This is a genomic window from Pontibacter roseus DSM 17521 (assembly GCF_000373265.1).
Lineage (GTDB): Bacteria > Bacteroidota > Bacteroidia > Cytophagales > Hymenobacteraceae > Pontibacter > Pontibacter roseus.
Genome location: NZ_KB890765.1, coordinates 538,696 through 561,793 on the forward strand (window position 1 = coordinate 538,696; position 23,098 = coordinate 561,793).

Here is a 23,098-nt window from a genome sequence, read left to right on the forward strand (position 1 = left end):
AACGCCTATGCTCCAACGCCAGGTATACCGCATGCCCCGGGCAGGCTCCATCCAGCAACTGCAACGCGTGACCGAGGAACTGGGACCACCCCAGCCACAGGAGGTGTGTGTGCAGGTGCGGGCCATCGGCCTCAACTTCGCCGACGTCTTTGCCATGCAGGGCCTGTACAGCGCCACTCCGAAAGGCACATTTATACCTGGTTTAGAGTATGCGGGAGAGATAGTAGCTGTGGGGGAGCAGGTGCAGGAGTGGAAAGTGGGCGACCGGGTGATGGGCGTCACGAAGTTTGGCGGCTATGTATCGCACATCAACAGCCACCACCGCTACGTGATTCCGCTGCCAGATGAGTGGAGCTTTGAGGAAGGGGCCGGCTTCCTGGTGCAGGGGCTCACGGCCTACTACGCGCTCACCGAGCTGGGCAACCTACAGGAGGGGATGACGGTGCTCATCCACAGTGCGGCGGGCGGAGTGGGTATTCTGGCAAACCGCATCTGCAAAAAGTATGGCGCCTATACCATCGGCACGGTGGGGCGGGCCGGCAAAGTGGATTTCCTTCGGCAGGAAGAGGCCTACGATGCGGTCATTCTACGGGACAGCCACTTCCCTGCCAGGCTGCAGGAGGCTCTGGGTGGTCGTCCGCTATACCTGATTATGGAGTGCATTGGGGGCAAGGTGTTGGAGCAGGGGTGGCAGGCGATGGCCCCCATGGGGCGGATGGTGGTGTATGGCAACGCGAGCTTCACCACCCACGGCGACAGGCCCCATTACCCGCGGCTCATCTGGCGGTGGCTGCGCCGCCCCAAAATAGACCCGTTGCGCCTGCCCACCGAAAACAAATCGCTTATGGGCTTCAACCTCATCTACCTCTACGAGCAGACCGACATGATGCACCGCTTGCTTGGTGAACTGCAGGCCCTGCAACTGCGGCCCCAGCACATTGGCCATGTATATGGTTTTGAAGAGATGCACGCCGCCATCAAGTTGTTCCAGCAGGGGAAGACAGTAGGGAAGGTGGTGGTGCGGGTAGAGGGCTAAGCCTTGGTTAGCCTACGGCCTTACTTTGACTCTCAAAACTCGATTTTTCCCATGACCGTGAGCTGTTCCAGCGTTGGCACCTTACTGCCACCTGTAGGCTCAAGCGTCACGGCGAAGGCCTGAGCAGCGGCGATGGCTTTCATCTGCTGCAGTCCTGCCTGGGCGTCAGAATACTCAATCATACCTGCGTCAACAGGTACGCCGTCTGCCAGCGCCCACAACTGGTACTGCTTGCCTGGAGGCGGTGCCGGAAGGGCAACCTGATCGATGTAGACCTGCTGCTGGCTTGGGTTCCAGTACACTGTCATGCCAGCCTCCGGATGGGCCTCTACGCCCTGCAGCCGCACCGGCTGAAACGCTGGGTTCCGCAAGATGGCGAGCGTCTCTTCCTGGCTTTGTAACCGGAGTGATGTGTTTTGATAGTTCTGGGCGAGCAGTTGCTCTGAGGCGATTACGCCTGCCAGCCTTTCCTCTGCCTGCTGCCACTTGTTGTAGAAGTGGAAGCTCAGCAAACCGGACAACAGAAACAGCGCGATGCTGGCCGCAAGCATCCATTTGTAGGCAGAAGGTTCGCTGGCACCTGCTGAATGGAGCGAGCGTACTGGAGCCCCTTCCGTTTCGGCGGAGGCCACGTCTTCAGGCTGGGCCGGGTGCCCAATCTGCAGCATGATTCTGTCTTTGAGCGCTGGCCTGGGGCGTACTGCGTACATGCCGGCATACGACTCCATGGCTGCGCAGGCTTCGTCGAGGGCCTGTCGGATTTGGGGTGAGGACGCGGCACGGCGTTCCACTTCCTCCCGTTCAGGCGCTGTCAAGCCACCGGCTGCATAAAGCTCCAGTATTCCGGATGCTATATAGTCTTCGTTATGCACGGCCTTTGAATATCCTTGTTAATAGTTTTACGGCACTGCGCGCCCTGGTTTTCACGGTGCCCAGCGGAATGTTGTAGGTATCGGCAATCTCGCTCTGCGTCAGTCCCTCAAAATACATGAGGTCTATCACCTGCTTCTGCTCCGGGTTGAGGTTGTCCATCATGTCCCGTACCCCGATGTGCTCCGGCTTGAATTCGTCGGATGAGAAGTGGAAGCTGGCGGTAATGTCTTCTGATGTATTACTTACGCGGTGCTGCTTCGAGCGGATTGTGTCGATGGCCAGATTGCGGCATATATTAATCATCCAGGTGAAGAGCCGTCCTTTTGAGGCGTCATACTTATCAAACGACTTCCATATTTTGACGAAAGCCTCCTGTAGCACGTCCTCGGCCACTTCCTCCACCTTCACAATCTGCAACACAACACCATACAGGGTGGCACTGTACATGTCGTACAGCACAGACATGGCTGCGGTATCGCCGGTACGCAGGCGTGCCACCAGTTCCTCTTCACTAAGCTTAGGTATGGGATATCGATCAGCCAATTGTTTTGCCTTTATTACCAGATGACCTATAAAGGCACGCACTAAAGATAGTAAATATCTAATACATGGTGCCTACCGGGCCGCCCTTACGGAATCTTTTGTGCAAACTGTTACCTGCGCAGAAGGTTTTGAGAAAATCCACAGAAAAACCTATGGTATGACACAGATGTCAGGTTTGCCCTGGGTGACACACATCATCCCCTAGCAAAAGAGCCACCAACGGCAGCTCTTTTGCTAGGGGATGAAATGGGAAATTCGTAAAATACTAACAGCTATGGCTGCCGTGAGTTTATTCAAACAAAGAAACAACTTGTACCACCTGCTCCTTGGTGAGTGGCTCATCGAACGCACCGGTGGCAATATCGGCGGAGTAGCCGCTGCCAAGCGTCTTGATGTCGTTGATGCCTCCCTGTGCCACGTTGTCCTCACTGGCATACACAGGCTGTGCACCGGCAGGCACGTTGCTGTTGGCGCCGGCCCCTACTATCCAGCCGGCGTTGTTGCGCATGCGCCGGATGTGGGCTGCGTGGCGCGCCTCCACCGAATGAATCTGTAAAGCAGCCGTCAGTACCGCGTCATTGCTTATTAGGTTAGGTGCCTGTCCTTTGTAGGCGCGCACGCCTGTATCCTCGAAGGCCTGGGCCAGCGTCAGGAACGTCTGGTAGTTGGTGTTCCAGTCCGGGAAGTTTTTGCCGAAGTTGAAGGTTGGCTCACTGATAGGGGTAGCGCTCAAACTGCGGATGGTGGCGATGAGCAGGTCCACGTGTGCGGCCTCGTGCATCTGGATTTTCTGGATGGCGGCTCTGGCGGCTCCATCCGCTATCAGTCCGTTCGCGGCCAGCGCCTGGGTATAAAAGTTGCGCTCTAGGTACTCCAGCTTGAGGGCGAAGTTCAACACCTCCACGACAGTGTTGGTGCTTTGCCCGTAGGCTTTCTGGAACACAGAGCCCAGAGCCAGAGGTATGGCGGCCAGGGCGGCTTTCTTGCTGAGGCTTCCCATGTGTTTGAAGGCGCTGCGGCGGGAGTCCAACCTGTTGTATACCTCCGGGTCGGCTTTCTCAATGTCTTCTATTATGCTGAATATGTTCATAGCGGCTCTTATTTAGGTAAGTTGTTGGCTGATATTTTAGTGGTGATGAAGGGAGCGGCTGCGGCCAGCACATCGGCAGGCATCATGGCCGGGTCCAGACCCATATTATTGGCCGAATCGGAGAAGGTGCCGTTCGAAATCATGTCGCGGATGACGGCGGCGTGGCGCGCCTCTACCGATACGATTTTGCCGGCAAGCGTCAGGAAGCCGGCGTTTTCCAGGAGCCTTCCGGCACCGTTGTAGGCCGCCACACCCAGGTCCTCGAAGGTGCTGGCCGTGGTCAGGATGCTGTTCTTGTCGTTGAAGTTGATGGCGCTGAAGTTCACCTCCAGGTCAGGTATGGAGGAGGTTCCCAACGCCGCCTTCAGGAAGTCGCGGTGGATGCCTTCGTGCCCTTTCAGGTCCTGCATGATTTGCTGTTCCGCCTGGCTGAACATACCCAGCGATTTGGCGACTACCTCGGTGTAGAACGCAGCCTCCAGTTGCTCCAGGGCATAGGCGTAGTTCAGTACACCCACATCACCCGAGCCCAAATCGACTGCCATCGGGTCCAGGTCTGTGTCGTCATCGTCGTCGCAGGAGGTGGTGGCGAAAAGCAGCGTGGTGACGGCTGCGGTTGCACCTGCGTAGCGCATGAACATGCGGCGCTGCATAGGAGTAACCAACGCTCTTTGTAAGCCGTCATCTTTCCCGGCAGGTTTGTCTTGTAGTTGTTTCATGGTTTTAAGCTTAAAGTGAAGAAGGTTTGAATCAGCTACAGGCCAAAGCGTCTGCCCTGTAGCATTGCGAGACCTACGGCCCAGCTTACTGCACTGGATTTAGGCGGATGAAAAAAGCTGCAAAAAAACTAAAGGCACAGACCGTGGGAGGGATAGGAGAGGTATAGCCAGGGCAGCGGCACTTGTCAGGTCAGGCGCTGAGCCTGTTTTCCTGCTCTGCTGGTTGGGTCTCTTCTTTGGCAGCGGCTGCGCTCTCGAAATCATGCTTGATTTCTTTGGAGGCATCCTTGAATTCCCGGATACCGCGCCCCAGCCCCTTTGCCAGTTCGGGAATCTTTTTTGCGCCAAACAGTAAAAGAACAGCAACCAGAATCAGTACAACCTCTGTACCGCCGAGGCCGCCTATGAATAATAAAATGCCAGTCATTTCCATAATCTCAGGTGTTAAGGTGGACGGTACATACGAGCGTCCTCCTGCATCCGGATTTAGGGGATATCGCCTTTTCTAGGATTTCTTCCGACATTCTGCCATTTGCGGCAGCGTGGTGTCGCTGCTGACTGCTATACCTGCCAACTTGATTGTCATCGGAAAATCGGGCAAAGGGCTTATATTAGGACCTCCAAAACAAAGGGTTCAAGGTATGCCGGATGCGCTTCAGGGATTAAGACAAGTGGTAAATGCCATCCGCCCGCTGACGGAGGCCGATTGGGAGGCTTTTGCGTCCATCTGGAAGCCTCTTTCAGCCAGGCGGAAGGAGCCGCTGACGAGCATGGGGGTGCGGGAGCACTACCTGTACTTCGTGCTAGAGGGGGTGCAGCGCGTGTATTATTTTGATGAGCATAGCCGGGAGGCCACACTGGTCTTCACCTATGCCCCCTCGTTTGGCGGCGTGCTGGATTCGTTCATGCTGCAGCAGCCTTCCCGTTATTACTATGAAACGCTTACACCCTCCGTATTCCTGCGGGCCTCCTTCACCGATTTGCAACACGTCATGGAAGCACGGCCTGCCGTGGAGTCCATGATTCGCGAAGGCATCACCCACAGCCTCTCCGGCCTGTTGGAGCGCCTGGTCGAACTGCAGTGCTATACCTCAGAGGAACGGTTCCGGATTCTGCTCCGGCGCAGCCCGCACCTCCTGCAACTGGTGCCGCACAAGTACCTGGCCAATTACCTCGGCATCGACGCCACCAACTTCAGTAAACTCCTCAACAAAGTGCGCATCTGAAATCTTGGTATTTACCAAGAATAACCTTTCCGGGACACCCCATCTTTGTGACGTTCAACTAAATGTAACACGTTATGAAGATTCAGAAAGTAATTCGATTGGCCTCCAAAGGCCTCATCCTGCTGTCGGCGCTCAGCCTCCTGTCTGTGAGCGCGATGGCCTTCGCTGACCCACAGGCCGTGATGGACTTGGTGCAGGTGCAGCTCTCCAACACCGATGCCTTCAGCTCCATCCGGGGCGTGTACGGCGGTGTGGGCCTCACGCTTTTTATCAGCCTCCTCTACCTCATGCTGCGCGATACCCGCAAAGGGCTGGCCTTGCTGTGCCTGCTCTGGGGTTTCTACGCCTTGTCCCGCATTCTCACCATCTTCATGGAAGGCGCCCTGGGAGACTTCGGGACGCAGTGGCTGCTCACGGAGTCGGTGCTGTTTGTGTTGGCGGCGAGCCTCCTGACGGTGTACCCAAAACCGGCAGCACCTCAGAAGCAAACGGAGGCAAAGGCAACCTTACATACGCAAGTGGCAGGCCTGTCCAGCCGCTGATCAGCATCCAGTTTTCCAGTTTTTTAATACATACCCAAAAACTTATCAGATTTCAAAAAACACAACAGACCAAAACCATGAAAAGAATGACTGTAGTACTCGCTCTCTTTGCTGGCCTCCTGCTCACTAGCTGCGAAAAATCAGAAGACATCGCGCTGACAGGCGCGGCATCCGCAACTGCTGTTGTAGAGCCTCCCGTCCAACACAGCTATACCTTGAACACCGAGCAGTCGGTGGTGGAGTGGAAGGGGGCTGGCCCGGCTGCTGCCCATACCGGCTCCTTCGCCATGAACGGCACCAACCTGGAGGTGGTGAACGGCAAGCTGAAGTCCGGCACCTTCGTCATCCCCATCGCCTCTATCCAGAACTTCGATTTGCCCGACGAGGTGAAACCCATCCTATTGGACCACCTCAAGAGCCCCGACTTCTTTCACATGGCGCTATACCCGGAGGCCGTGTTCACGATACAGCGCGTGACGCCGCTTACCCGTGAAGTGGCAGGAGCCGTGGCTGGGGCCAACAAATGGGTGACCGGAGACTTTATGATGCTGGGCCAGACGCATCAAATTTCCTTCCCGGCCCGAATCGATTTGCGAGGAAACAATCTATCGGCAGAGGCGACCTTCAAGCTGGACCGCACCCGGTGGGGTATGACCTACGCTGCGGACCCTGCCTTGGGAGAACACCACATCTACCCCGAAATAGAAATCCATCTGAGGCTGTCCGGGAATAGGAGATAAGTCTGTATGGAACCCCAAAAGCCGCTCTGTCTGATGATAGAGCGGCTTTTGGGTATAGGTATAGGTATAGGTATAGGTATAGGTATAGGTATAGCCTATCCTATCCGCCAGGTGATGGTGATGGTTTCGGTCACGTCAATGTCATCGGGCTCGAAATCGGGCGTCGCGTCATAGGTCATCATGGCATCGGATTCGTAGAGGGGGTAGTCGTGGCGGCGCGACCGTATGGTCAGCTCCCGGAAGGAATAGTCGATGTCGAGGATTTCCAGCAGCTCCACGCCGGTGGCGCCGGCAATGAGCGTGGCGTTTTCCTTGGCTCTAGCGATGGCCTGCAGAATGAGCTGCTGCTGGTGGTGGCTGACATCCCTCACCCCAAAGGCGATATGGAAGTCCAGGTTGTCGAGCTTCCTGGCAATCTGGCCCAGCAGGGTGTTGATGAGCGCCTTGTCCAGGGGGAGTTCTAGTTCCAAACTGTGGGAGGCCTTGAAGCCGTTGAACTCATACTGGTCTGTCTTCTTGTTGCGGATGGTCTCTTTCCGGATGCTGAAATCCTTTGTCTTGAGGTTGTGCCGCGCTATACCTGCCTGTTCCAAAATGCTGCGCAATTCCTCCACTTTGGCATTGAGGGCGTTGATGGTCTTCTCATACTCCCATTCCTGCGCCGATGCGTCGAAAGAGAGGAGCAGTATATCGGGAGCAATGGAGAGTTTGCCCTTGCCTGTAATCTGTAGTTTCCGTTCCATGGCTGTTCATCTACCTATAGGTTGACCAATATATAGATAAATGTAGACTATTCCAGCTTTTAAGTAAAAAGCGGCTTCATTCGCTCAACCAGTCGGCGGCTTCGCGGTAGGTCTTGAATTGCTGAATCTGTATATCAGAGTTGAGTTGGACCTGCAGGCTGCTGGCCAGTTGCATGAAGGCGGCCAGGTTGGTATCGTCGGGCGTGATGCGGGCCAGCTTTTTGAGAGAGGAGGAAGCTATGAGTGGTACCGTTTCCTGTAGCACCACCTTGAAGTCTTCGGGCGTGACTTCTCCTAAGCGTTCTGTGTCCTGAAGCCAGTAATAGATGTCCCCTTCCCGGATGTACCGGGCAATGATGCCGATGGACTCGCGGTACTCGAGGCTGCTTGGTTTGCGCACCCACTCAGAGTACAGCAGGTGCGCCTCTTCATCCATAATCAGGTGAAGGTAGCTGTTGCTGTACTCGTGCATGCCCTTTGGCAGAGTCTTGATGGTATCCATGCAGCTATGAACCAATGAGGTACCTTAGTATGTACGGTAAATATAAACTTTTCAAGAGACTGAAAATAAAAATATTGAATAGAATTTCGTCAAAGTGCGCACCGCCTTCCCCTGTCTTCCTCCGCAGTAGGAATGCTTTGTTCGCCTCCTGCAGGCAGGCAGGAAATTTGCCCGATAACGCGCTTATCCCCAGTTGCTCGACTTTAAACTTATCCGTAGACAGGCGAACTAAATTCAGCGTTTTCCCGCTATTTTAGCAGGAAGTTTCAGCAGACGTTAAAGCATGATGAATTGGATTGAGGTATTGGGTGTGGTGGCGGCCTGCTGTACCACCGTCTCTTTTTTGCCGCAGGCAATCAAGACCATTCGGGAAAAGGACACGTCGGCCATTTCGGCGGCCATGTATACCTTGTTCACTACGGGTACGCTACTGTGGTTCCTGTATGGCGTGTTTGTGCAGAATTTTCCTATCATGCTGGCCAATGCTGTCACCTGTCTCCTGGCAAGCATCATCCTGTTCTACAAATTCAGGTATAAGTGAGCGGTGTGGTTTACGACGCGACTTCAGAAACGAAACGGAAGGTATACGATACAAACGTCCTGACACAGAAAAGGGCTCTTTCATGAAAGAGCCCTTTTCTGTGTCAGGACGTTTGCTGTCTCAATGTTGGCTTGTTAATCCAACTTTCTACCCGCGTCATCTGAACCCAGGTTCCTTCTGCGAGGGTCGTTGGGGTCTAGTTTGTCTATGTCTACCTCCGTATTCCGAACGCTGCCGCGGATGGTCTCGTCGTGTTCTTCTACGTCCTTTCTAATATTCACCTCTTCTACTACCCGCGTTTCTTTGTCTACTACCGGCTCCTCGGCACGTTCCGTTATCTTCATTTCTCCTTCTTTTGCGCGAGCCATGTCAGCGTCAGTTGCAGGCCGGTCGACTGGTGTGCGTGTTACATCCACATGTTCTTCCCGCAGGCGGACGCGTTCCTCTACCGGCCGCTCCACGATGCGGGTTCGGATGTTGGCGCCTCCTGTTTCCACTTCCCTTTTGCCAACCTGCATATTCTCTTCTATGATAGGGATGGTTCTGTCACCTTCGGGGGCATTGGTTGGAGGAGGGGTAGGACGGTTGCGGTAGAACTTATCCTCGTTGTAGTACTCATGATTGTAATAATCGTCTGGCGCGTCACTGGTGCTGCCAGCCATCGCGGCGCCTGTGGCTGCTCCGGCAGCGCCCAGGCCAGCCAGCGCATTTCGGATAGAATTCTCCGTTTCACGGGTCAGGTTATCTCTATCGTATACGGGGAGCGCCTGGAACTGCGCCGCAGTGATGTTTGGCAGGATGACGTCATCATCTGCTTCATGCAATTCAGCCAAGCCAATGGGAATAAGCACGTTGCGTGGTTCCAGGTCCAGCACATTGCCTTCCAGGTCCAGCACGATGTAGCGCACCTTACGCGACTGCGGGTCAAAAAGCAATTCGTCTACTTCCCCGATGGTGCGTCCCTGTGGGTCCTTTACAGTCCAGCCCTTGATGTTGGGCTCTCCTTCTGCAATCTTGAAGTCACTGCCGCCAAGCTCTTGCAGGCGGTTGTTCTCATTATAATTATCGTTTGAGTTCATAGTCGTAATTCTTTAATGGCTAAATAATTAGCTGGTTTTTAATTTGTTATACGCGAGGCGATTCAGTCTGTATGAACCGCTGGAAGATTCAGGGCATTGTCCTATTCCTGACTCCCCCGGCGAGCCACGATCTCCACGCGGCGGTTCTGCTGACGGCCTTGCGCGGTTTCATTCGATGCCACGGGTTGTGCCTCACCTACCGGGTGTATGGAGATCCTGTCTTCTGCGATGTTCCCGTTTTGCACGAGCCAGTTACGGACAGCCTCAGCTCGCTCTTCGGCCAGTTGCTCGTTGTAATTCGGGCTGCCTTGTGCATCTGTGAAGCCATACACACGGATTTGCCCTTGCGCGTAACGTTGCTCCAGGGAGGCGGCGACCTGTTGTAATTTCTGAGTGCCCGCAGGGCGTATTTCCTTTGAATCAGTATCGAAGAGAATGTTCTCGTCCAAGCTGTAGATAGCGTATTCATCATTCCCCCTTACGGTCACGTCTTTATCGGTGATTTCCTGATATGTGGCAGCGGGTAAATTTCTGTCTATGCCATCCCAATCTCCGTCGGCAGTTGTGTCTTCGCTGGTGGTTGCGGCGCCCGTAGTGGTTGTGGTGGTATCAGTGTCTCTCGTGACATCGTTATCGTCACAACCACGCATCAAAAATATTATTATTGCTATAGCGATAAGGGCTAGCAATAGCCAAAGCCACCAGGGGCGGTTGCTTTTCGGTTCTACGTTTAATTCAGCCATTGTTCAGTTTTTTTAGTTGGTTCCAAATAAGTATAATGGGTTGATATATATAAATTTCATATAATTGAAATTGAAGTGATGTACGCATTGGATTAAAAGTAAGTTGTAATTGAGCTTTTTGGCGATTGTTAGCTGGCTTCACCTCAGGCCACAGGTATGGCGGATAAGAGTAATCTTTCAGGCTTTGGTTGTAAATGTTATTGTTCTAGTGCAATTTTAAGACTTGTTGCAGATGGTATTCTTGGTCGCAAAGTATTTTTGAATTAAATAAAGATGCTGGGAAGGAGCCAAGTCTGGACCTATACCTAACGGGAAGAGGCTTGACCAATGGGAATTGCCATCCAAATTAGGCGATGCAATAGGAATGGCAGGCACAGGTATAGAGTATTTGTCACCGTGCATTCTAAAAGCATAGAACCCAATGGCCGGCTGATGCTACCCGCTCTTTCTTGGTTGAATCAGTCTGCGCCCAGATACTGGTACCTGAACTTTTATATCCACCATGGGGGTTGGAGAAATGGGTGGAAGCCCGAAGCAAAACAGAGATGACAGAAGAAGAATTCGATACAAACTATACCGAGGCACTGGACGCTGTGCTGGCCGCTATGGCCGAGGAACCGGAAATCAACCCGGACAAATTCTACAGCATGGTCTGCCTGTTGGAGAACCTGCGCTTTTTCAGTCCGGTGCTCTACAGCGCCATCCGGAAGAAAAACCCTTAAGCGACAAAGCATACCTGCCGACAAACGAGTAGAAAAAAGCGCCTTTCAGTGTAAGCTGAAAGGCGCTTTTGCTGTTAGACCCGCACGTAGAATCAAGCCTATACCTGTTGTGGAGGTATAGCCACGTGTTTAAAGATAAAGATACTTGCCTGCAACCAGCCGGAATCGCTGAAGTATACCTGTCTGTTTAACTTGACAGCATGACAGATACCCCACACTTGCACATAGGTACCTCGGGCTGGAGCTACCGCTGGCAGGAAGTGCTCTACCCACCGGAGCTCAAGTCAGCCGACTTTCTCAGCCACTACGCCAACCGCTTCAACTGCACCGAAATCAACAGCAGTTTCTATCACTTCACCATGGCCAAGACGATTGAGAAATGGCTGGCGCAGACGCCGCCCCATTTCCATTTCGCCCCGAAGCTGAACCAGGAGATAACGCACAAACGCAACTTCCAGGACGTTGAAGAGCCGCTGCAGAAATTCATGTCGCGTTACCTGCTCATGGGGGAGCGCCTGGGGCCCGTGCTGGTGCAGATAGCCGGCAGCTTCCGGTATGACCGACTGGTGGCTGAGAACTTCTACGGGACTTTGCGGGAGCTATACCCTGACCAGATTTTCGCGCTGGAGGCCCGGCATGTTTCCTGGTTCACGGAGGAGTCGCTGGACCTGCTGCGCGAATACGATATCACCACCGTGATTGCCAGCGCCGGCAAGCGTTTCCCCGGCACAGAGGCCACCACCTCCAACACCGCTTACCTCCGCCTGCACGGCGACGAAAAGCTCTACTCCTCCGCCTACCCTGACGAGAAACTAGAGCGCTACGCCTACATGGTGAAAGACTGGCTCGAGGACGGGAAAGAGGTATGGGTGTTCTTCAACAACACCATCCTGGGCAATGCCGTGCTGGATGCCGACAGGCTCCGGGAGATGGTGCATACCTTGTAAATTTTAATTTCATTTTTCAGCGACAGTCGAGTGCTTCATGTGCTTGACAGAGTCGCCTGTTATACCTTAACAAGACTTATTAAAACCGCTTGTACCGGCAAGCGTACGTATGCTGAAATGAGGCTGCAGGGGTGGCTTCTGAAACAAAAAGGCAGGAACATGGGCACCCATACACTGGATTACCTGGAGGAACTGGAGTCGGAGGCGATACACATCCTGCGGGAGGTGGCCGGGCAGTGTGAGCGGCCGGCGCTGTTGTTCTCCGGTGGCAAAGACTCCATTGTGCTGGTGCACCTGGCGCTCAAAGCCTTCCGGCCGGGCACCTTTCCGTTCCCGCTGCTGCACATCGATACTGGCCATAACTTTCAGGAGACGCTCGATTTTCGGGACCAACTGGTGGAGCGGATAGGGGAGCGACTTATCGTGCGCCACGTGGAAGACACCATCCAAGCTAAGGCCCTGACGGAACCTTCCGGCAGGTTCGCCAGCCGGAACACCTTGCAAATCCATACCTTGCTCGATGCCATTCAGGAGTTCTCTCTTGATGCCTGCATAGGCGGCGCGCGACGGGACGAGGAGAAGGCCCGCGCCAAGGAACGTGTGTTTTCGGTACGGGATGCCGCCGGACAATGGAACCCCAACCTGCAACGGCCTGAGCTCTGGAGCACCTACAACGGTCGGGTACAGAAAGGCCAGCACGTACGGGTTTTCCCCATCAGCAACTGGACGGAATTGGACGTGTGGGAGTACATACAGCGGGAAGGAATCGAAGTGCCGGCGCTTTACTTTGCACACGAGCGGGAGGTGGTGGAGCAGCAGGGGCAGCTGATGGCGACGTCCGGACTGTTCCCGCAAGGAGCGGCAGCTGCCATACGCAGGCGCGTGCGTTACCGCACCATCGGCGACATGACCTGCACAGCGGCTGTTCCCTCTGAGGCGGCCACGGTAGCGGCGGTAATACAGGAGCTCTTGGCCACCCGCGTCAGCGAGCGTGGCGCCACCCGCCTTGACGACCAGCTGTCGGAGGCGGCGATGGAGGACCGCAAACTGAAAGGCTATTTCTAAGATTTCACGGAACCACACATGGATATACTTCGACTCATCATAGCAGGCAGCGTGGACAACGGCAAGAGCACCCTGATGGGCCGTCTGTTGTATGACAGCAAATCAGTGATGCAGGACCAGTTGGAGGCGATGGAGAAGCACAGCAGGAGCCAAGCTGCCGGCTGTCCCGACTTGGCTTTGCTCACCGACGGGCTCCGCGCCGAACGCGAGCAAGGCATCACCATCGATGTGGCCTACAAGTATTTCTCGACTACCCGGCGCAAGTTCATCCTGGCCGACGCCCCCGGGCATGTGCAGTATACCCGCAACATGGTTACCGGCTGCTCCAACTCCGATTTAGCCGTCATTATGGTGGATGCACGGCACGGCCTGGTGGAGCAGACCAACCGCCATACGCTCATCGCCTCCATGCTCGGCGTGCCGCACCTGGTAGTGGCCATCAACAAGATGGACTTAGTAGACTACGCACAGGAACGGTTCGAGCAAATCACCTCTGAATTCAGCAAACTGACCCAAGGCTATACCTTCCAAACACTCACCTTCATCCCAATGTGCGCGCTGCAGGGCGACAATGTGGTACAGCCTTCCACACACATGCCTTGGTACCAGGGCCCGACGCTGCTGCGCTTCCTGGAGCAGGTGGAGGTGCGGCGCCATACGAACCTGAGCGAAGCCCGTTTCCCGGTGCAATATGTAATCCGCCAGCAAACTTCACCTGATTACCGGGGGTATGCCGGCAAAATCATCAGCGGCAGCTACCGCAAGGGTGATGTGGTGCGGGTGCTGCCAGTTGGAATGGAAAGTGTCATCTCTGCCGTGGAAGTAGGCGGGCAGAAGGTGGAGGAAGCCTGTGCCCCAAGAAGTGTGGTGCTGCGCCTGGCCGACTCCGTGGAGGTGAAGCGGGGCGATGTCATTGTGAAGCCGGACAGCCTACCTACCACGACGCAGGAGCTGGAAGTGATGCTGTGCTGGCTGGACAACAAGCCGCTGTTATCCGGCAACAACTATCTGCTGCAACTCAACAGCAGCGTCGTGCAGGCCAGGGTGGGGCAGGTGGCCTACCGGGTAAATGTGACCACGCTGCGGCAGGAGCCTGCGCCGGAGCATGTGGCGCAAAACGATGTGGTGAAGACAACGCTTCATACGGATTCTCCGCTGCCGCACGATGCCTATACCTGCCTACGGGAAAACGGCGGTGCCATCCTCATCGACAAAACTAACCTGGCTACAGTGGGCGCCTGCATGATACAATAGGTTGGCAGTCGGGTCAGAAAGCGATGAAGGACGGGTTGAGCAAATCCGCCTTGTTGTAGACCAGTTCCGACTTCAAATTCGTCTGATAAATGCCCCGATTGACGGCCCGCAAAATGGCATGGGCAGCGGCGGTGTCCCATTCGGCGGTAGGAGCGAAACGCGGGTATAGGTCGGCTATACCTTCGGCCAGCAGCATGAATTTCAGCGAACTGCCCATGGTGGAAAGCTGTGTGTCTTTAAACTGTTGGATGAATAGCTCCGTCTCCGCGGTCAGGTGAGTTCTGGAGGCAACCACAGTCAGGCCAGGCGTTTGCAGCAGTTTCTCCAGCGTTGCCTTCTCCGGCAGGGGCTGGAGTTGGGTCGTCTCTCCCTTCATTTCCTTCCAGGCTCCTGTTTCCTTCGAGCCCCAGTACAAAGTTTCCTGGACAGGCACATAGATGACGCCGGCGACAGGTATAGCATGGTGCATCAGGGCAATGTTCACCGTAAATTCCCCGTTCCGCTTCAGAAACTCCTTCGTGCCATCCAGCGGGTCCACCAGCCAGTACCATTCCCAGTTCTTTCGCTCCGCATACGGCAGGTGGCTGCCTTCTTCCGAGAGAATGGGGAATCCGGTGACGAGCAGGTGTCTGGTAATGATGTCATGCGCTGCCTGGTCGGCGCGGGTAAGGGGAGAGGCGTCGGCTTTCAGGCTTTCGCCCATGTCGCCGGACTGGTATACTTCCAGGATGGACGCACCGGCTTCCAGAGCGGCAGTTCGTGCGGTCTTGAGTAAATCATCCAGGGAGATGGGAGCAGGTATAGCCATAAGTCAAAATGGGTTTAAAACGAAACGGACGTTTACACCGAAGCCACTACCCTGGGTGCGTCCTTCAACTCCAGCAAAGGCACGACATGCTGTACGATTTCCTGCAAAGATTCCTCTATAGACGCTGTGTCCGTCCTGACTGCCACATCCGGTGCCGCCGGTGCCTCGTAGGGGGCGCTGATGCCGGTGAAGTTCGATATGAGTCCGCGGCGGGCTTTGGCATACAGGCCTTTGGTGTCGCGCTCCTCGCATACCTGTACGGGGCAGTCCACGAACACTTCGGTGAACCGGTCGAACCCCACGGTGTTGCGCACAAACGTACGCTCGGCGGCATAGGGCGAGATGAAGGCGCAAAGCACCACCAGCCCCGCATCCAGCATCATGGCCGCCACTTCGCCTACGCGCCGGATGTTCTCGTGCCGGTCCTGCGCCGAGAAGCCCAGGTCGCTGTTGAGGCCATGGCGGACGTTGTCGCCGTCGAGCAGGTATACCTTGTAGCCCTGCTGGAACAGGTGGCTTTCCAGGCGCATGGCCAGCGTGCTTTTGCCGGAACCGGAAAGACCGGTAAACCAGACCAGCCGCGGCTCCTGTCGCATCAGGTGCTTGCGTTGCCCAGGGCTTACGCGGGACTCGAAAGGGAAGATATTTTGCATGGCGTGTCGTGTTGGTGCTTCCACAGGTTGAAAGGTATAGCAATCTTGCCTGCCTCCTTCTACCGGTTTTGCGGCAGGCATGTTTCCGAAACAGGTCTACCCAATTGCCCTCTCGGCACGTATAGGGGCCAAACCGAAAGGCAGACCAGCTATACCTATGAAACTACTACAGGGCGGGGCACCGAAATGCGGCAACTTCTGGCTTTACCAAATCCTGCAGCAGATGCTCCAAAAAGCGGGTGTCGACACGACAAGTTTCATACAGAAGCAACCTATTTATGAACTCGCCAAAACTTGGGACCTGAACTACCCGAGCCAGGCCAGCATCGATGTGCTGGACGTGACCGATTTGCAGTACAGCTACCGCATCAGCAGCATTTTCCGGATGCCGGTGGAGGACATCGCGCAGTACGTGGCGCAGACGAACCACGTGTGGACGCACTCGCCCATCTGCAAAAGGAGCCCAGAATTGTTTAGTCTGTTCGACAAGAAAGTGTACATACTGCGCGACCCACGGGACCGGGCCATCTCAGCAGCCAGGTACTATACCTCCGACTATATGCTCAAATATTATCCGCAGGAGGAAAAGGATGCGGCGCGCTACCTACAGCGGCACTTCGATGATTTGATGCTGGAGTGGGTGTGGCATGTGTACGACCACCTGCGCCTGAGCCGGAAGCAGGGCATCCACATCGCGTATTATGAAGGCTTCCTGCTCGACTTCCAACAGGAGCTGAACCGCCTGTTGGACTACCTGGGTATAGCCTTAAGCGATTCTGAAAGAGCGGAGCTGGAGGAGGCCATGCATTTTTCCACGCTAAAGAAGAGCAACCCCAAGCATCTCAAAAAAGGGCAATCAGGCTACTGGATGGACCAGCTCACCGCGGAGCAAGTGGAAAGGGCGGAGGTCATAGCCGGTCCCTTGATTCGCTTTCTCGGTTACCCTTCCGAGCCGGGCCAGCCCATGACGTATAGCCCCATGCCGCCTCACCAGGATTTCGAGTTACTGAAGCAGGAAGTCATTGCTTCGCAGCAGCCCCTGTACCAGGTATAGTCCTTACCATACGCCGAGCTGCCGCCCTACGGTTTTGAGTTGCCCGATGTGGTAGCCGGTATGGTGCAGCGTGGTCATGGCCGCCCAGGCCAGCGTCTTGCCGTTTGGTTGCACCTGGAACAAATCACTGGCCTGGTCCTGCACCAGCTGTATCATCTCTATCAAGTCGCGTTCGTAGGCAGCAATGGCGTTGTTCCATTCCTGCTGGCTGGCCGGCTGGTGGTTGTCGGGCCAGGGGGCTTCGGGCCATACGTCCGGGTTGTTCTCGGGGTCCTGCATGTAGCGGAGCAGCGTGAGGTGGCGCCCCCGGATGTGCCCCAGCAGCACCCAGGCCGAGAAATGCAGTCCGTCGAGTACAATGCCCGCTTTCTTATAATCGAACTCCCGCAGCAGGATGACGTTCGGGGCGAAGCCGCCGGTGAGGAGCTCTACCAGGTGCTCCCGTAGGAGGGTATCAGTGCTTTGGTGCGTGTTTGTGGGCATACCTGTTTCTGTGTTCACAATCGCCTGCTGAAACGGTGTCAGGCAGAATTGGTTTTGAGCAATTAGCCTAGGCCTGCATCACGGCAGCCAGCGTTGGGTCGGCCTGTACGTGGGCCGCCGCTGGCTCCAGGGTTTTGATGACACGGGCGGGATTGCCCACTGCAATGGAGTTGTCCGGTATGTCTTTCACGACCACCGAGCCGGCGCCAATGCGCACGTTGTTGCCTATGCGCACTTCCCCGATGATGCACACATTGGAACCCAACTCCACATTGTTGCCAATCACCGGCGAGCCGGAGTAGGAACCGTCTGCGTTGCGGATGTTGCCGATGGTGGTGGAGTGCCTGAAAAAGCAGTTGTCGCCTATCACGGCGCAGCCGTTCACCACCAGGGCCTGACCATGGCCCAGGAAGAAGTTCTTGCCCACCGTGGTCCAGTGGGGCAGCTCAATGCCCAATATCCATTCCACGAACACCTTGTAGAAGGCCAGGTAGGGCAGGTAAAGAATACGGAAGAATTTATTTTTGGAGGCCGGATGGGCGAACCGGAACAGCAGCATGACGAGTCTGCCTTTGAGGTTTCCCTTGTTGGCATCCCAGTCCTGGAAGAGGTATGACATAGTACACGTGTTGTTATGTTGTGCTCCGCTTTACGTGAGTTGCAGGACGGGCGTTACGCTTTGCCGACAGGTAGGGAACCGCAGGCTTCAGACAGATGCTGCATTACCTCCTTTCAGAGGCGTCGCAAAGTTCTCGAGCCTAAAGTCGCGTGTGAAGGGATAGCGTTATTTGCCTTAATTTCGAGTCTTTTTCAATCAACTTTACCTGCTTTCAGGTATAAGGCTATACTATTGGAATTGATACGTGTGATATAAGAACCCAGCCAATGTTAGATATAGTGCTTTTGCTTACAGGATTCGTGGTCCTGATTCTGGGTGCCGATAAACTGGTAGATGGCGCCTCGAGCCTGGCCGCCCGGTTGGGCATACCCAACATCGTCATCGGACTGACCATTGTGGCCTTTGGCACCTCGGCCCCCGAGCTGGTGGTGAACGTGTTCGCCTCGCTGGAGGGAAGCACAGAGATGGTGCTGGGCAACGTGATGGGCAGTAACATCTTCAACGTGATGGGCATCCTGGGGGTCTGTGCCCTCATCTACCCGCTCACGGTCAAGTCGAACACCACCTGGCTGGAGATTCCGCTGAGCCTGCTGGCGGCGGTTGTGGTGCTGGTGGTGGCCAACGATGTGCTGCTGGACAACACGGCCGCTGACCTCATCTCCCGGACCGATGGCGTTATTCTGCTCTTGTTCTTCACCATTTTTCTGGTTTACAACATGACAGTAGCGCTGAGCAGCCCGGCGGAAGAGGAGCAAGAGACCAGTCACTATACCTACCTGAAATCTGCGCTCTTTATTGTGCTGGGGCTGGCCGGGCTCATTTTGGGTGGCCGCTTGATTGTAACGAGCGCTGTGAGCCTTGCGCAGGCTTTCGGGCTCTCAGAACGCATCATTGCCTTGACTGTGGTGTCCATCGGCACATCGTTACCGGAACTGGCCACCTCTGTGGTGGCCGTACGCAAAAGGAACGTAGACATTGCCATCGGCAACGTGGTGGGCTCCAACATCTTCAACATCTTCCTGATTCTAGGCATCTCGGCGGTGGTGACGCCGCTGCAAATCAACCCGAACTCCCTCTTTGATATTGCCGTCAACATCGCCGCCTCCATGCTGCTCTTCGTGTTCGTTTTCACCGGAAGAGGCCGTGTGATTTCCAGGATGGAAGGAGGCGTGTTCCTGCTTTGCTATGTGGTGTACGTCACCATGTTGATTCTGCAGGAATAGGTATAAAAACCACAGTCCCTTGTCTGAGGCAGGTATAGTTGCTTCAGACAAGGGACTGTTCATTGATTAACGGTTTACACGCCTAACGATGAGTCCGCTATACCTGTCCAGGAAAGACGATAGGTATAGCGGATTCAACGCCTCAGAGGGCAGGGCTTAGTTCATCGCTTCCTTTCTTTTGGAGAACCAGCCTCTGACGGCGGCAACCAGGGGAGGGGTCACGGACAGTACGATGATAGCCAGAATCAGGAGCGAGAAATGCCGCTTCACTGCCGGAATGTTCCCGAACACGTAACCGGCCACCATGAAGAACACCACCCATACCACGGCACCAATCACGTTGAAGCTGAGGAAGCGCTTGTAGTCCATTTTGCCCACACCGGCCACAAAGGGGGCAAACGTGCGCACAATCGGTACGAAACGGGCATAGATGATGGTGCGGCCGCCGTATTTCTCATAAAAACGCTGCGTCTGGTCGATGTGGGAGCGCCTCAGGAACCAGAAATTACGCAGGTAGATGCGGCTGCCCAGCTTGCTGCCCGTGTAGTAGTTGAAGGAGTCCCCGAGGATGGCCGCCGTGATGAGCAGGGCCATGAGTAGGAACAGATTCAACCCCGATGCCGGTATGGCGGCCAACGCCCCCAGCGCAAACAAAAGGGAGTCGCCCGGCAGGAACGGCGTGACCACCAGCCCCGTCTCGCAGAACACGATGATAAAGAGAATCAGGTAAATCCAGCTTTCGTATTCCCGCACCAGCTCCACCAGGTGCTGGTCGATGTGCAGGATGAAGTCAATGAGGTAGGAGATGAGTTCCATCAATGGGCGTGTCTTTAGCTTATGGGATTGGTTATTTTTTGTCTCCTTTGTCGTTCACAGATTTCTCTAAATCGTCTTTGATTTCATTGGTAGCATCCTTGAACTCCCGTATGCCGCGGCCCAACCCACGGGCAAGCTCAGGAATGCGTTTTGCCCCGAAGAAGAGCAGGATAACGAAGAGAATCAGGGCCACCTCGGTGCCTCCCAACCCTCCTATAAAAGTGAAAATGGCAAAATGTTGCATATTGGTAAAATATTATATTGTTCTTGATAATATGGTGATTACTGGTTCCAAAAGGTGTAGGCTCCTCCTGACGCTACACGCCGAGCCTAGGGTGTTCGGCTAACACATTGCTTCGTGCCACCTGCTTCCGACCCATACGCGCAGGCTGGCCGCCCCACAAATCGAAATGAAGATACAGCAGGCAGGATGCCAGCTGTTAACGTTGCGCTAATCTGTTCTGGAAGGGCAGTTACTTAAGGGGCGTTGGGTTGTATGCAGGATGGGAAAAACTTGCCCAGAAATCCTGTGCCCGGAGTTGCAGACTTAGGACGCGATGTGCCATTGCTGGCTGCATTGGCACGATAGGCCCGGGCCAGGGGGTAGCCAACCGGCTGTAGGTTGAAAGAAACGACCGACGGCGTGGCAGCTTCTGACAAGTAGAGTGTCTCCTGTCCTAAATTCTGGGTGGCGTGCGCGTGCGGGGTATGTTCTGAATCACGGCTGATTCGTTGTTCCGCTTTGACAGTCGAACTGTAGCTGTCAGAGGCAAGGCCTGAATGGCTGAGAAACAAACATGCCCACACCAGGGCAAATGGCAGAACCAGGTGCCTCAGAGAGTTCATATAATAAGCGGCTCGCTTCATCAGTAGCTACAAATGTAAGCCATATTTGGATATTTCCGGCAATAATCCATCTTGCTTGCACCATTGCCTGTAAAAATCAGGGACGCAGCCTCTGCGGCCAGTCCGATTCCACCCAGCCCAGACGCCCGCCGTAACCAGCCAGAACCGCTCACGTTACAGTACAGATTACGAACACAGATTGACGACCCCGGTCCCATACCGCATCCGGTTGACTGGCTTAGGAAACACCCATGGATTTCAGAAAGCTTACACCTCTATACCTTACCACTTTACACGCTTCTTCACGCCGCCTGACTTTAAGCCTGGTGTACGGACTCTTGCTGCTCTGCTGGCTTATGCCTGGACAGGCGCAAGCGCAGGACACTGAAGCCGACACCACGGCGGCTGCGCAGGAAGAACAGGCGCCCAATTGGCCGGAAGACTCGCTGGGCAGGCGCACCCCCAGAGGCGCAGTGTACGGGTTCATCAAATCCGTGGCTGCACAGGACTACGATAGAGCCGCCCTATACCTGAAGCTCGACACCACCCTGCAGCAAAACCGGGATGGGGCTACTATGGCCAGGTCACTTCAACGGCTGCTGGACCAGAGCGGACAGATTTTACCTTACGCCTGGCTCAGCGACAACCCCGAAGGGCGCGATGACGATGACCTGGGACCGAACCTGGACCGCGTAGGCGAAGCCGAGTTGGAAGGCAGCAGCTTCGATTTGTTTGTCGAAAAAACCGAAGGGGAAGGAGGGGCGCCCGTCTGGCTTTTCTCGTCCCAGACCGTGCAGCGCATCCCCGTTCCCCTGGACGATGCCGCCACTACCCCGTTGGTGGACAAAGTATCGCCTGACATCATAGAAGAAAATAGTTGGGGAGGCGTCCCCATCAGCCATTGGCTGGCCATTGTCCTGGTGGCCATTGTGTCCTACCTGGTTGCACGGGCCATCGTGGCATTGATTCTATTGGCCATCCCTTTCGTCTGGACCAAGGCCCGCGACGAAGACACGGCGGGCATCATAGGAGCCTTCGGGTTGCCGGTGCGGCTATACCTGGCCGTGTGGCTTTTCGTGTTCGCCAGCGAAGCGGTGGGCATCTCCATCATCGTGCGCCTGCGCCTGAGCGAGATTACGCTGGTGGTGGGCCTGGTTGCCTTTCTGATTCTGCTGTGGCGCCTCATCGACTTTGTATCAAACCTGATACAGCGGCGGCTGGCCCGGCACAACAACCAGGCGGGCATCTCGGCCATCCTTTTTCTGCGGCGCGGGGTGAAAATAGGCATCGTCGTGCTGGGCATCATCATGGCGCTCGATACCTTCGGTTTTGACGTCACAACTGGTCTGGCCGCCCTGGGTATAGGCGGTATCGCCCTGGCCTTAGGCGCCCAGAAGACCGTAGAGAACTTCGTGGGAAGTGTGATGCTCATTGCCGATCAGCCCGTTCGGGTAGGGGATTTCTGCAAGGTGGGCAGCATCACCGGCACGGTAGAGCAGATAGGCATGCGCTCCACGCGGCTCCGTACCGGCGAGCGTACCGTCGTCACCATACCCAATGGCGAGTTCTCTTCACAATCCATCGAAAACTTTGCCCACCGTGACCGCTTTCTGTTCCAGACCACCTTGGGCGTGCGCTACGAAACCACACCTGACCAGCTCCGGTATCTGCTCGTCGAGTTGCGGACCATCCTGTACGCGCACCCCAAAGTGAGTGAAACCACGGCGCGCGTCCGCTTCATCGAGCTCGGCAAAGACTCGCTGAACCTGGAGATATTCACCTACATCCTGGCCAAGAGCTTTGATGAGTTTCTGGAGGTGAAAGAAGACCTGCTCCTCCGCATCATGGACACAGTAGCAGACAGCGGCACCGATTTCGCATTTACTTCCCAAACCCTATACCTGTCACGCGACAAGGGTGTGTCAGAGGAGAAAGCGCAGGAGGTGCAGGAGAAGGTGCGTCAGTGGAAGGAGGCAGGAGAGCTGCAGCTTCCGAGTTTTGACGAGGCGCGTATCCGGGAGCTGCGGGGTTCCATACCTTACCCTCCGGAGGGCTCGGTACAGCATTCGCCTGCAAAGTAACACATCGCTATACCTGCGTACCATCTCTATCAGAGCCTCACGCTTTGGTGCTGCCTCTGGTTTATCACAAATTTCAGGTGTTTCATCACTTTAAGTTGAATTCCTGTTGGAGCTTGTCTAACCTTACTCCTGTCTAGCCCACCATCCATT

28 protein-coding genes are annotated in these 23,098 nt (G+C 55.3%); 12 read left to right on the plus strand and 16 right to left on the minus strand.

Annotated elements, in window-relative coordinates; all coding sequences use genetic code 11:
• The first annotated feature begins 7 nt into the window (after window positions 1-7).
• The gene (locus B051_RS0113880) at window positions 8-1,036 is read left to right on the plus strand and encodes an alcohol dehydrogenase catalytic domain-containing protein (protein ID WP_018478815.1); all 1,029 of its coding nucleotides are present in this window, start codon (window positions 8-10) and stop codon (window positions 1,034-1,036) included.
• 32 nt (window positions 1,037-1,068) lie between these two features.
• Here B051_RS0113880 and B051_RS0113885 read toward each other — a convergent pair whose 3' ends face one another.
• The 5 genes from B051_RS0113885 to B051_RS0113905 form a co-directional block, all read right to left on the minus strand.
• Entirely contained in the window at window positions 1,069-1,908 is an 840-nt protein-coding gene (locus B051_RS0113885) for an anti-sigma factor (protein ID WP_018478816.1), read from the minus strand.
• Window positions 1,901-2,452 carry an RNA polymerase sigma factor gene (locus B051_RS0113890; RefSeq protein WP_245539630.1) on the minus strand — a complete coding sequence of 184 codons (552 nt, stop codon included), beginning with the start codon at window positions 2,450-2,452 and terminating at the stop codon, window positions 1,901-1,903. The genes B051_RS0113885 and B051_RS0113890 overlap by 8 nt, the downstream gene beginning before the upstream one ends.
• A 289-nt stretch (window positions 2,453-2,741) precedes the next feature.
• The gene (locus B051_RS0113895; protein WP_018478818.1) at window positions 2,742-3,542 is read right to left on the minus strand and encodes a ferritin-like domain-containing protein; all 801 of its coding nucleotides are present in this window, start codon (window positions 3,540-3,542) and stop codon (window positions 2,742-2,744) included.
• An 8-nt stretch (window positions 3,543-3,550) separates the two neighbouring features.
• Window positions 3,551-4,261: a ferritin-like domain-containing protein gene (locus tag B051_RS0113900; RefSeq protein ID WP_026236403.1), complete on the minus strand. Its 711-nt coding sequence runs from the start codon at window positions 4,259-4,261 to the stop codon at window positions 3,551-3,553.
• A gap of 190 nt (window positions 4,262-4,451) precedes the next feature.
• Window positions 4,452-4,694: a Sec-independent protein translocase subunit TatA/TatB gene (locus B051_RS0113905; RefSeq protein WP_018478820.1), complete on the minus strand. Its 243-nt coding sequence runs from the start codon at window positions 4,692-4,694 to the stop codon at window positions 4,452-4,454.
• A 208-nt stretch (window positions 4,695-4,902) separates the two neighbouring features.
• Between B051_RS0113905 and B051_RS0113910 the strand changes: the two genes are divergently transcribed.
• The 3 genes from B051_RS0113910 (at window position 4,903) to B051_RS21335 (ending at window position 6,769) form a co-directional block, all read left to right on the plus strand.
• Window positions 4,903-5,487: a Crp/Fnr family transcriptional regulator gene (locus B051_RS0113910; RefSeq protein WP_026236404.1), complete on the plus strand. Its 585-nt coding sequence runs from the start codon at window positions 4,903-4,905 to the stop codon at window positions 5,485-5,487.
• A 74-nt stretch (window positions 5,488-5,561) separates the two neighbouring features.
• A complete protein-coding gene (locus B051_RS0113915; protein WP_018478822.1) occupies window positions 5,562-6,029 on the plus strand; it encodes a DUF4345 domain-containing protein in 468 nt (155 codons plus the stop codon).
• Window positions 6,030-6,106: 77 nt separating this feature from the next.
• Window positions 6,107-6,769, plus strand: a complete 663-nt coding sequence (locus tag B051_RS21335; protein WP_071594888.1) for a YceI family protein — start codon at window positions 6,107-6,109, stop codon at window positions 6,767-6,769.
• Between the two features lie 95 nt (window positions 6,770-6,864).
• Here the strand turns inward: B051_RS21335 and B051_RS0113925 are convergent, their stop codons facing one another.
• Together B051_RS0113925 and B051_RS0113930 are read right to left on the minus strand one after the other, a co-directional pair.
• On the minus strand, window positions 6,865-7,512 hold the full coding sequence (locus B051_RS0113925; protein WP_018478824.1) for an SIMPL domain-containing protein: 648 nt from the start codon (window positions 7,510-7,512) through the stop codon (window positions 6,865-6,867).
• A gap of 76 nt (window positions 7,513-7,588) precedes the next feature.
• Entirely contained in the window at window positions 7,589-8,014 is a 426-nt protein-coding gene (locus B051_RS0113930; protein ID WP_018478825.1) for a hypothetical protein, read from the minus strand.
• Between the two features lie 283 nt (window positions 8,015-8,297).
• On the opposite strand from B051_RS0113930, the gene B051_RS0113935 reads away from it, so the two are divergent.
• Entirely contained in the window at window positions 8,298-8,555 is a 258-nt protein-coding gene (locus B051_RS0113935) for a SemiSWEET transporter (protein ID WP_018478826.1), read from the plus strand.
• A gap of 134 nt (window positions 8,556-8,689) precedes the next feature.
• Here the strand turns inward: B051_RS0113935 and B051_RS22015 are convergent, their stop codons facing one another.
• Both B051_RS22015 and B051_RS0113945 read right to left on the minus strand, forming a co-directional pair.
• A complete protein-coding gene (locus tag B051_RS22015) occupies window positions 8,690-9,634 on the minus strand; it encodes a DUF2382 domain-containing protein (protein WP_018478827.1) in 945 nt (314 codons plus the stop codon).
• 101 nt (window positions 9,635-9,735) lie between these two features.
• Window positions 9,736-10,284, minus strand: a complete 549-nt coding sequence (locus tag B051_RS0113945) for an OmpA family protein (protein WP_211214341.1) — start codon at window positions 10,282-10,284, stop codon at window positions 9,736-9,738.
• Between the two features lie 638 nt (window positions 10,285-10,922).
• Between B051_RS0113945 and B051_RS22595 the strand changes: the two genes are divergently transcribed.
• From B051_RS22595 to B051_RS0113965, 4 genes are all read left to right on the plus strand, one after another.
• Window positions 10,923-11,099, plus strand: a complete 177-nt coding sequence (locus B051_RS22595; RefSeq protein ID WP_169336216.1) for a hypothetical protein — start codon at window positions 10,923-10,925, stop codon at window positions 11,097-11,099.
• 200 nt (window positions 11,100-11,299) lie between these two features.
• On the plus strand, window positions 11,300-12,046 hold the full coding sequence (locus B051_RS0113955; protein ID WP_018478830.1) for a DUF72 domain-containing protein: 747 nt from the start codon (window positions 11,300-11,302) through the stop codon (window positions 12,044-12,046).
• Window positions 12,047-12,205: 159 nt separating this feature from the next.
• Window positions 12,206-13,111, plus strand: a complete 906-nt coding sequence (gene cysD, locus B051_RS0113960; RefSeq protein ID WP_033316924.1) for a sulfate adenylyltransferase subunit CysD — start codon at window positions 12,206-12,208, stop codon at window positions 13,109-13,111.
• A gap of 18 nt (window positions 13,112-13,129) precedes the next feature.
• Window positions 13,130-14,365 (plus strand): sulfate adenylyltransferase subunit 1, encoded by a 1,236-nt coding sequence (locus B051_RS0113965; protein WP_018478832.1) that lies wholly within the window; start codon window positions 13,130-13,132, stop codon window positions 14,363-14,365.
• A 13-nt stretch (window positions 14,366-14,378) separates the two neighbouring features.
• Here B051_RS0113965 and cysQ read toward each other — a convergent pair whose 3' ends face one another.
• Both cysQ and cysC read right to left on the minus strand, forming a co-directional pair.
• Window positions 14,379-15,173 (minus strand): 3'(2'),5'-bisphosphate nucleotidase CysQ, encoded by a 795-nt coding sequence (cysQ, locus tag B051_RS0113970; protein ID WP_018478833.1) that lies wholly within the window; start codon window positions 15,171-15,173, stop codon window positions 14,379-14,381.
• Between the two features lie 32 nt (window positions 15,174-15,205).
• A complete protein-coding gene (gene cysC, locus B051_RS0113975; protein ID WP_018478834.1) occupies window positions 15,206-15,826 on the minus strand; it encodes an adenylyl-sulfate kinase in 621 nt (206 codons plus the stop codon).
• Between the two features lie 157 nt (window positions 15,827-15,983).
• Here cysC and B051_RS0113980 point away from each other — a divergent pair, with 157 nt between their 5' ends.
• A complete protein-coding gene (locus B051_RS0113980) occupies window positions 15,984-16,880 on the plus strand; it encodes a sulfotransferase domain-containing protein (protein WP_018478835.1) in 897 nt (298 codons plus the stop codon).
• A 3-nt stretch (window positions 16,881-16,883) separates the two neighbouring features.
• Here the strand turns inward: B051_RS0113980 and B051_RS0113985 are convergent, their stop codons facing one another.
• Window positions 16,884-17,381 (minus strand): hypothetical protein, encoded by a 498-nt coding sequence (locus B051_RS0113985; RefSeq protein WP_018478836.1) that lies wholly within the window; start codon window positions 17,379-17,381, stop codon window positions 16,884-16,886.
• A 49-nt stretch (window positions 17,382-17,430) separates the two neighbouring features.
• A complete protein-coding gene (locus B051_RS22955; RefSeq protein WP_018478837.1) occupies window positions 17,431-17,982 on the minus strand; it encodes a serine acetyltransferase in 552 nt (183 codons plus the stop codon).
• 266 nt (window positions 17,983-18,248) lie between these two features.
• On the opposite strand from B051_RS22955, the gene B051_RS0113995 reads away from it, so the two are divergent.
• Window positions 18,249-19,205: a calcium/sodium antiporter gene (locus tag B051_RS0113995; protein ID WP_018478838.1), complete on the plus strand. Its 957-nt coding sequence runs from the start codon at window positions 18,249-18,251 to the stop codon at window positions 19,203-19,205.
• Window positions 19,206-19,361: 156 nt separating this feature from the next.
• Here B051_RS0113995 and B051_RS0114000 read toward each other — a convergent pair whose 3' ends face one another.
• From B051_RS0114000 to B051_RS22480, 3 genes are all read right to left on the minus strand, one after another.
• A complete protein-coding gene (locus B051_RS0114000) occupies window positions 19,362-20,021 on the minus strand; it encodes a DedA family protein (RefSeq protein ID WP_018478839.1) in 660 nt (219 codons plus the stop codon).
• A 31-nt stretch (window positions 20,022-20,052) separates the two neighbouring features.
• A complete protein-coding gene (locus B051_RS0114005) occupies window positions 20,053-20,265 on the minus strand; it encodes a Sec-independent protein translocase subunit TatA/TatB (protein WP_018478840.1) in 213 nt (70 codons plus the stop codon).
• Between the two features lie 233 nt (window positions 20,266-20,498).
• The gene (locus B051_RS22480) at window positions 20,499-20,867 is read right to left on the minus strand and encodes a hypothetical protein (RefSeq protein ID WP_157578871.1); all 369 of its coding nucleotides are present in this window, start codon (window positions 20,865-20,867) and stop codon (window positions 20,499-20,501) included.
• Window positions 20,868-21,118: 251 nt separating this feature from the next.
• Here B051_RS22480 and B051_RS0114010 point away from each other — a divergent pair, with 251 nt between their 5' ends.
• The gene (locus B051_RS0114010; RefSeq protein WP_211214342.1) at window positions 21,119-22,948 is read left to right on the plus strand and encodes a mechanosensitive ion channel family protein; all 1,830 of its coding nucleotides are present in this window, start codon (window positions 21,119-21,121) and stop codon (window positions 22,946-22,948) included.
• Window positions 22,949-23,098 lie beyond the last annotated feature (150 nt).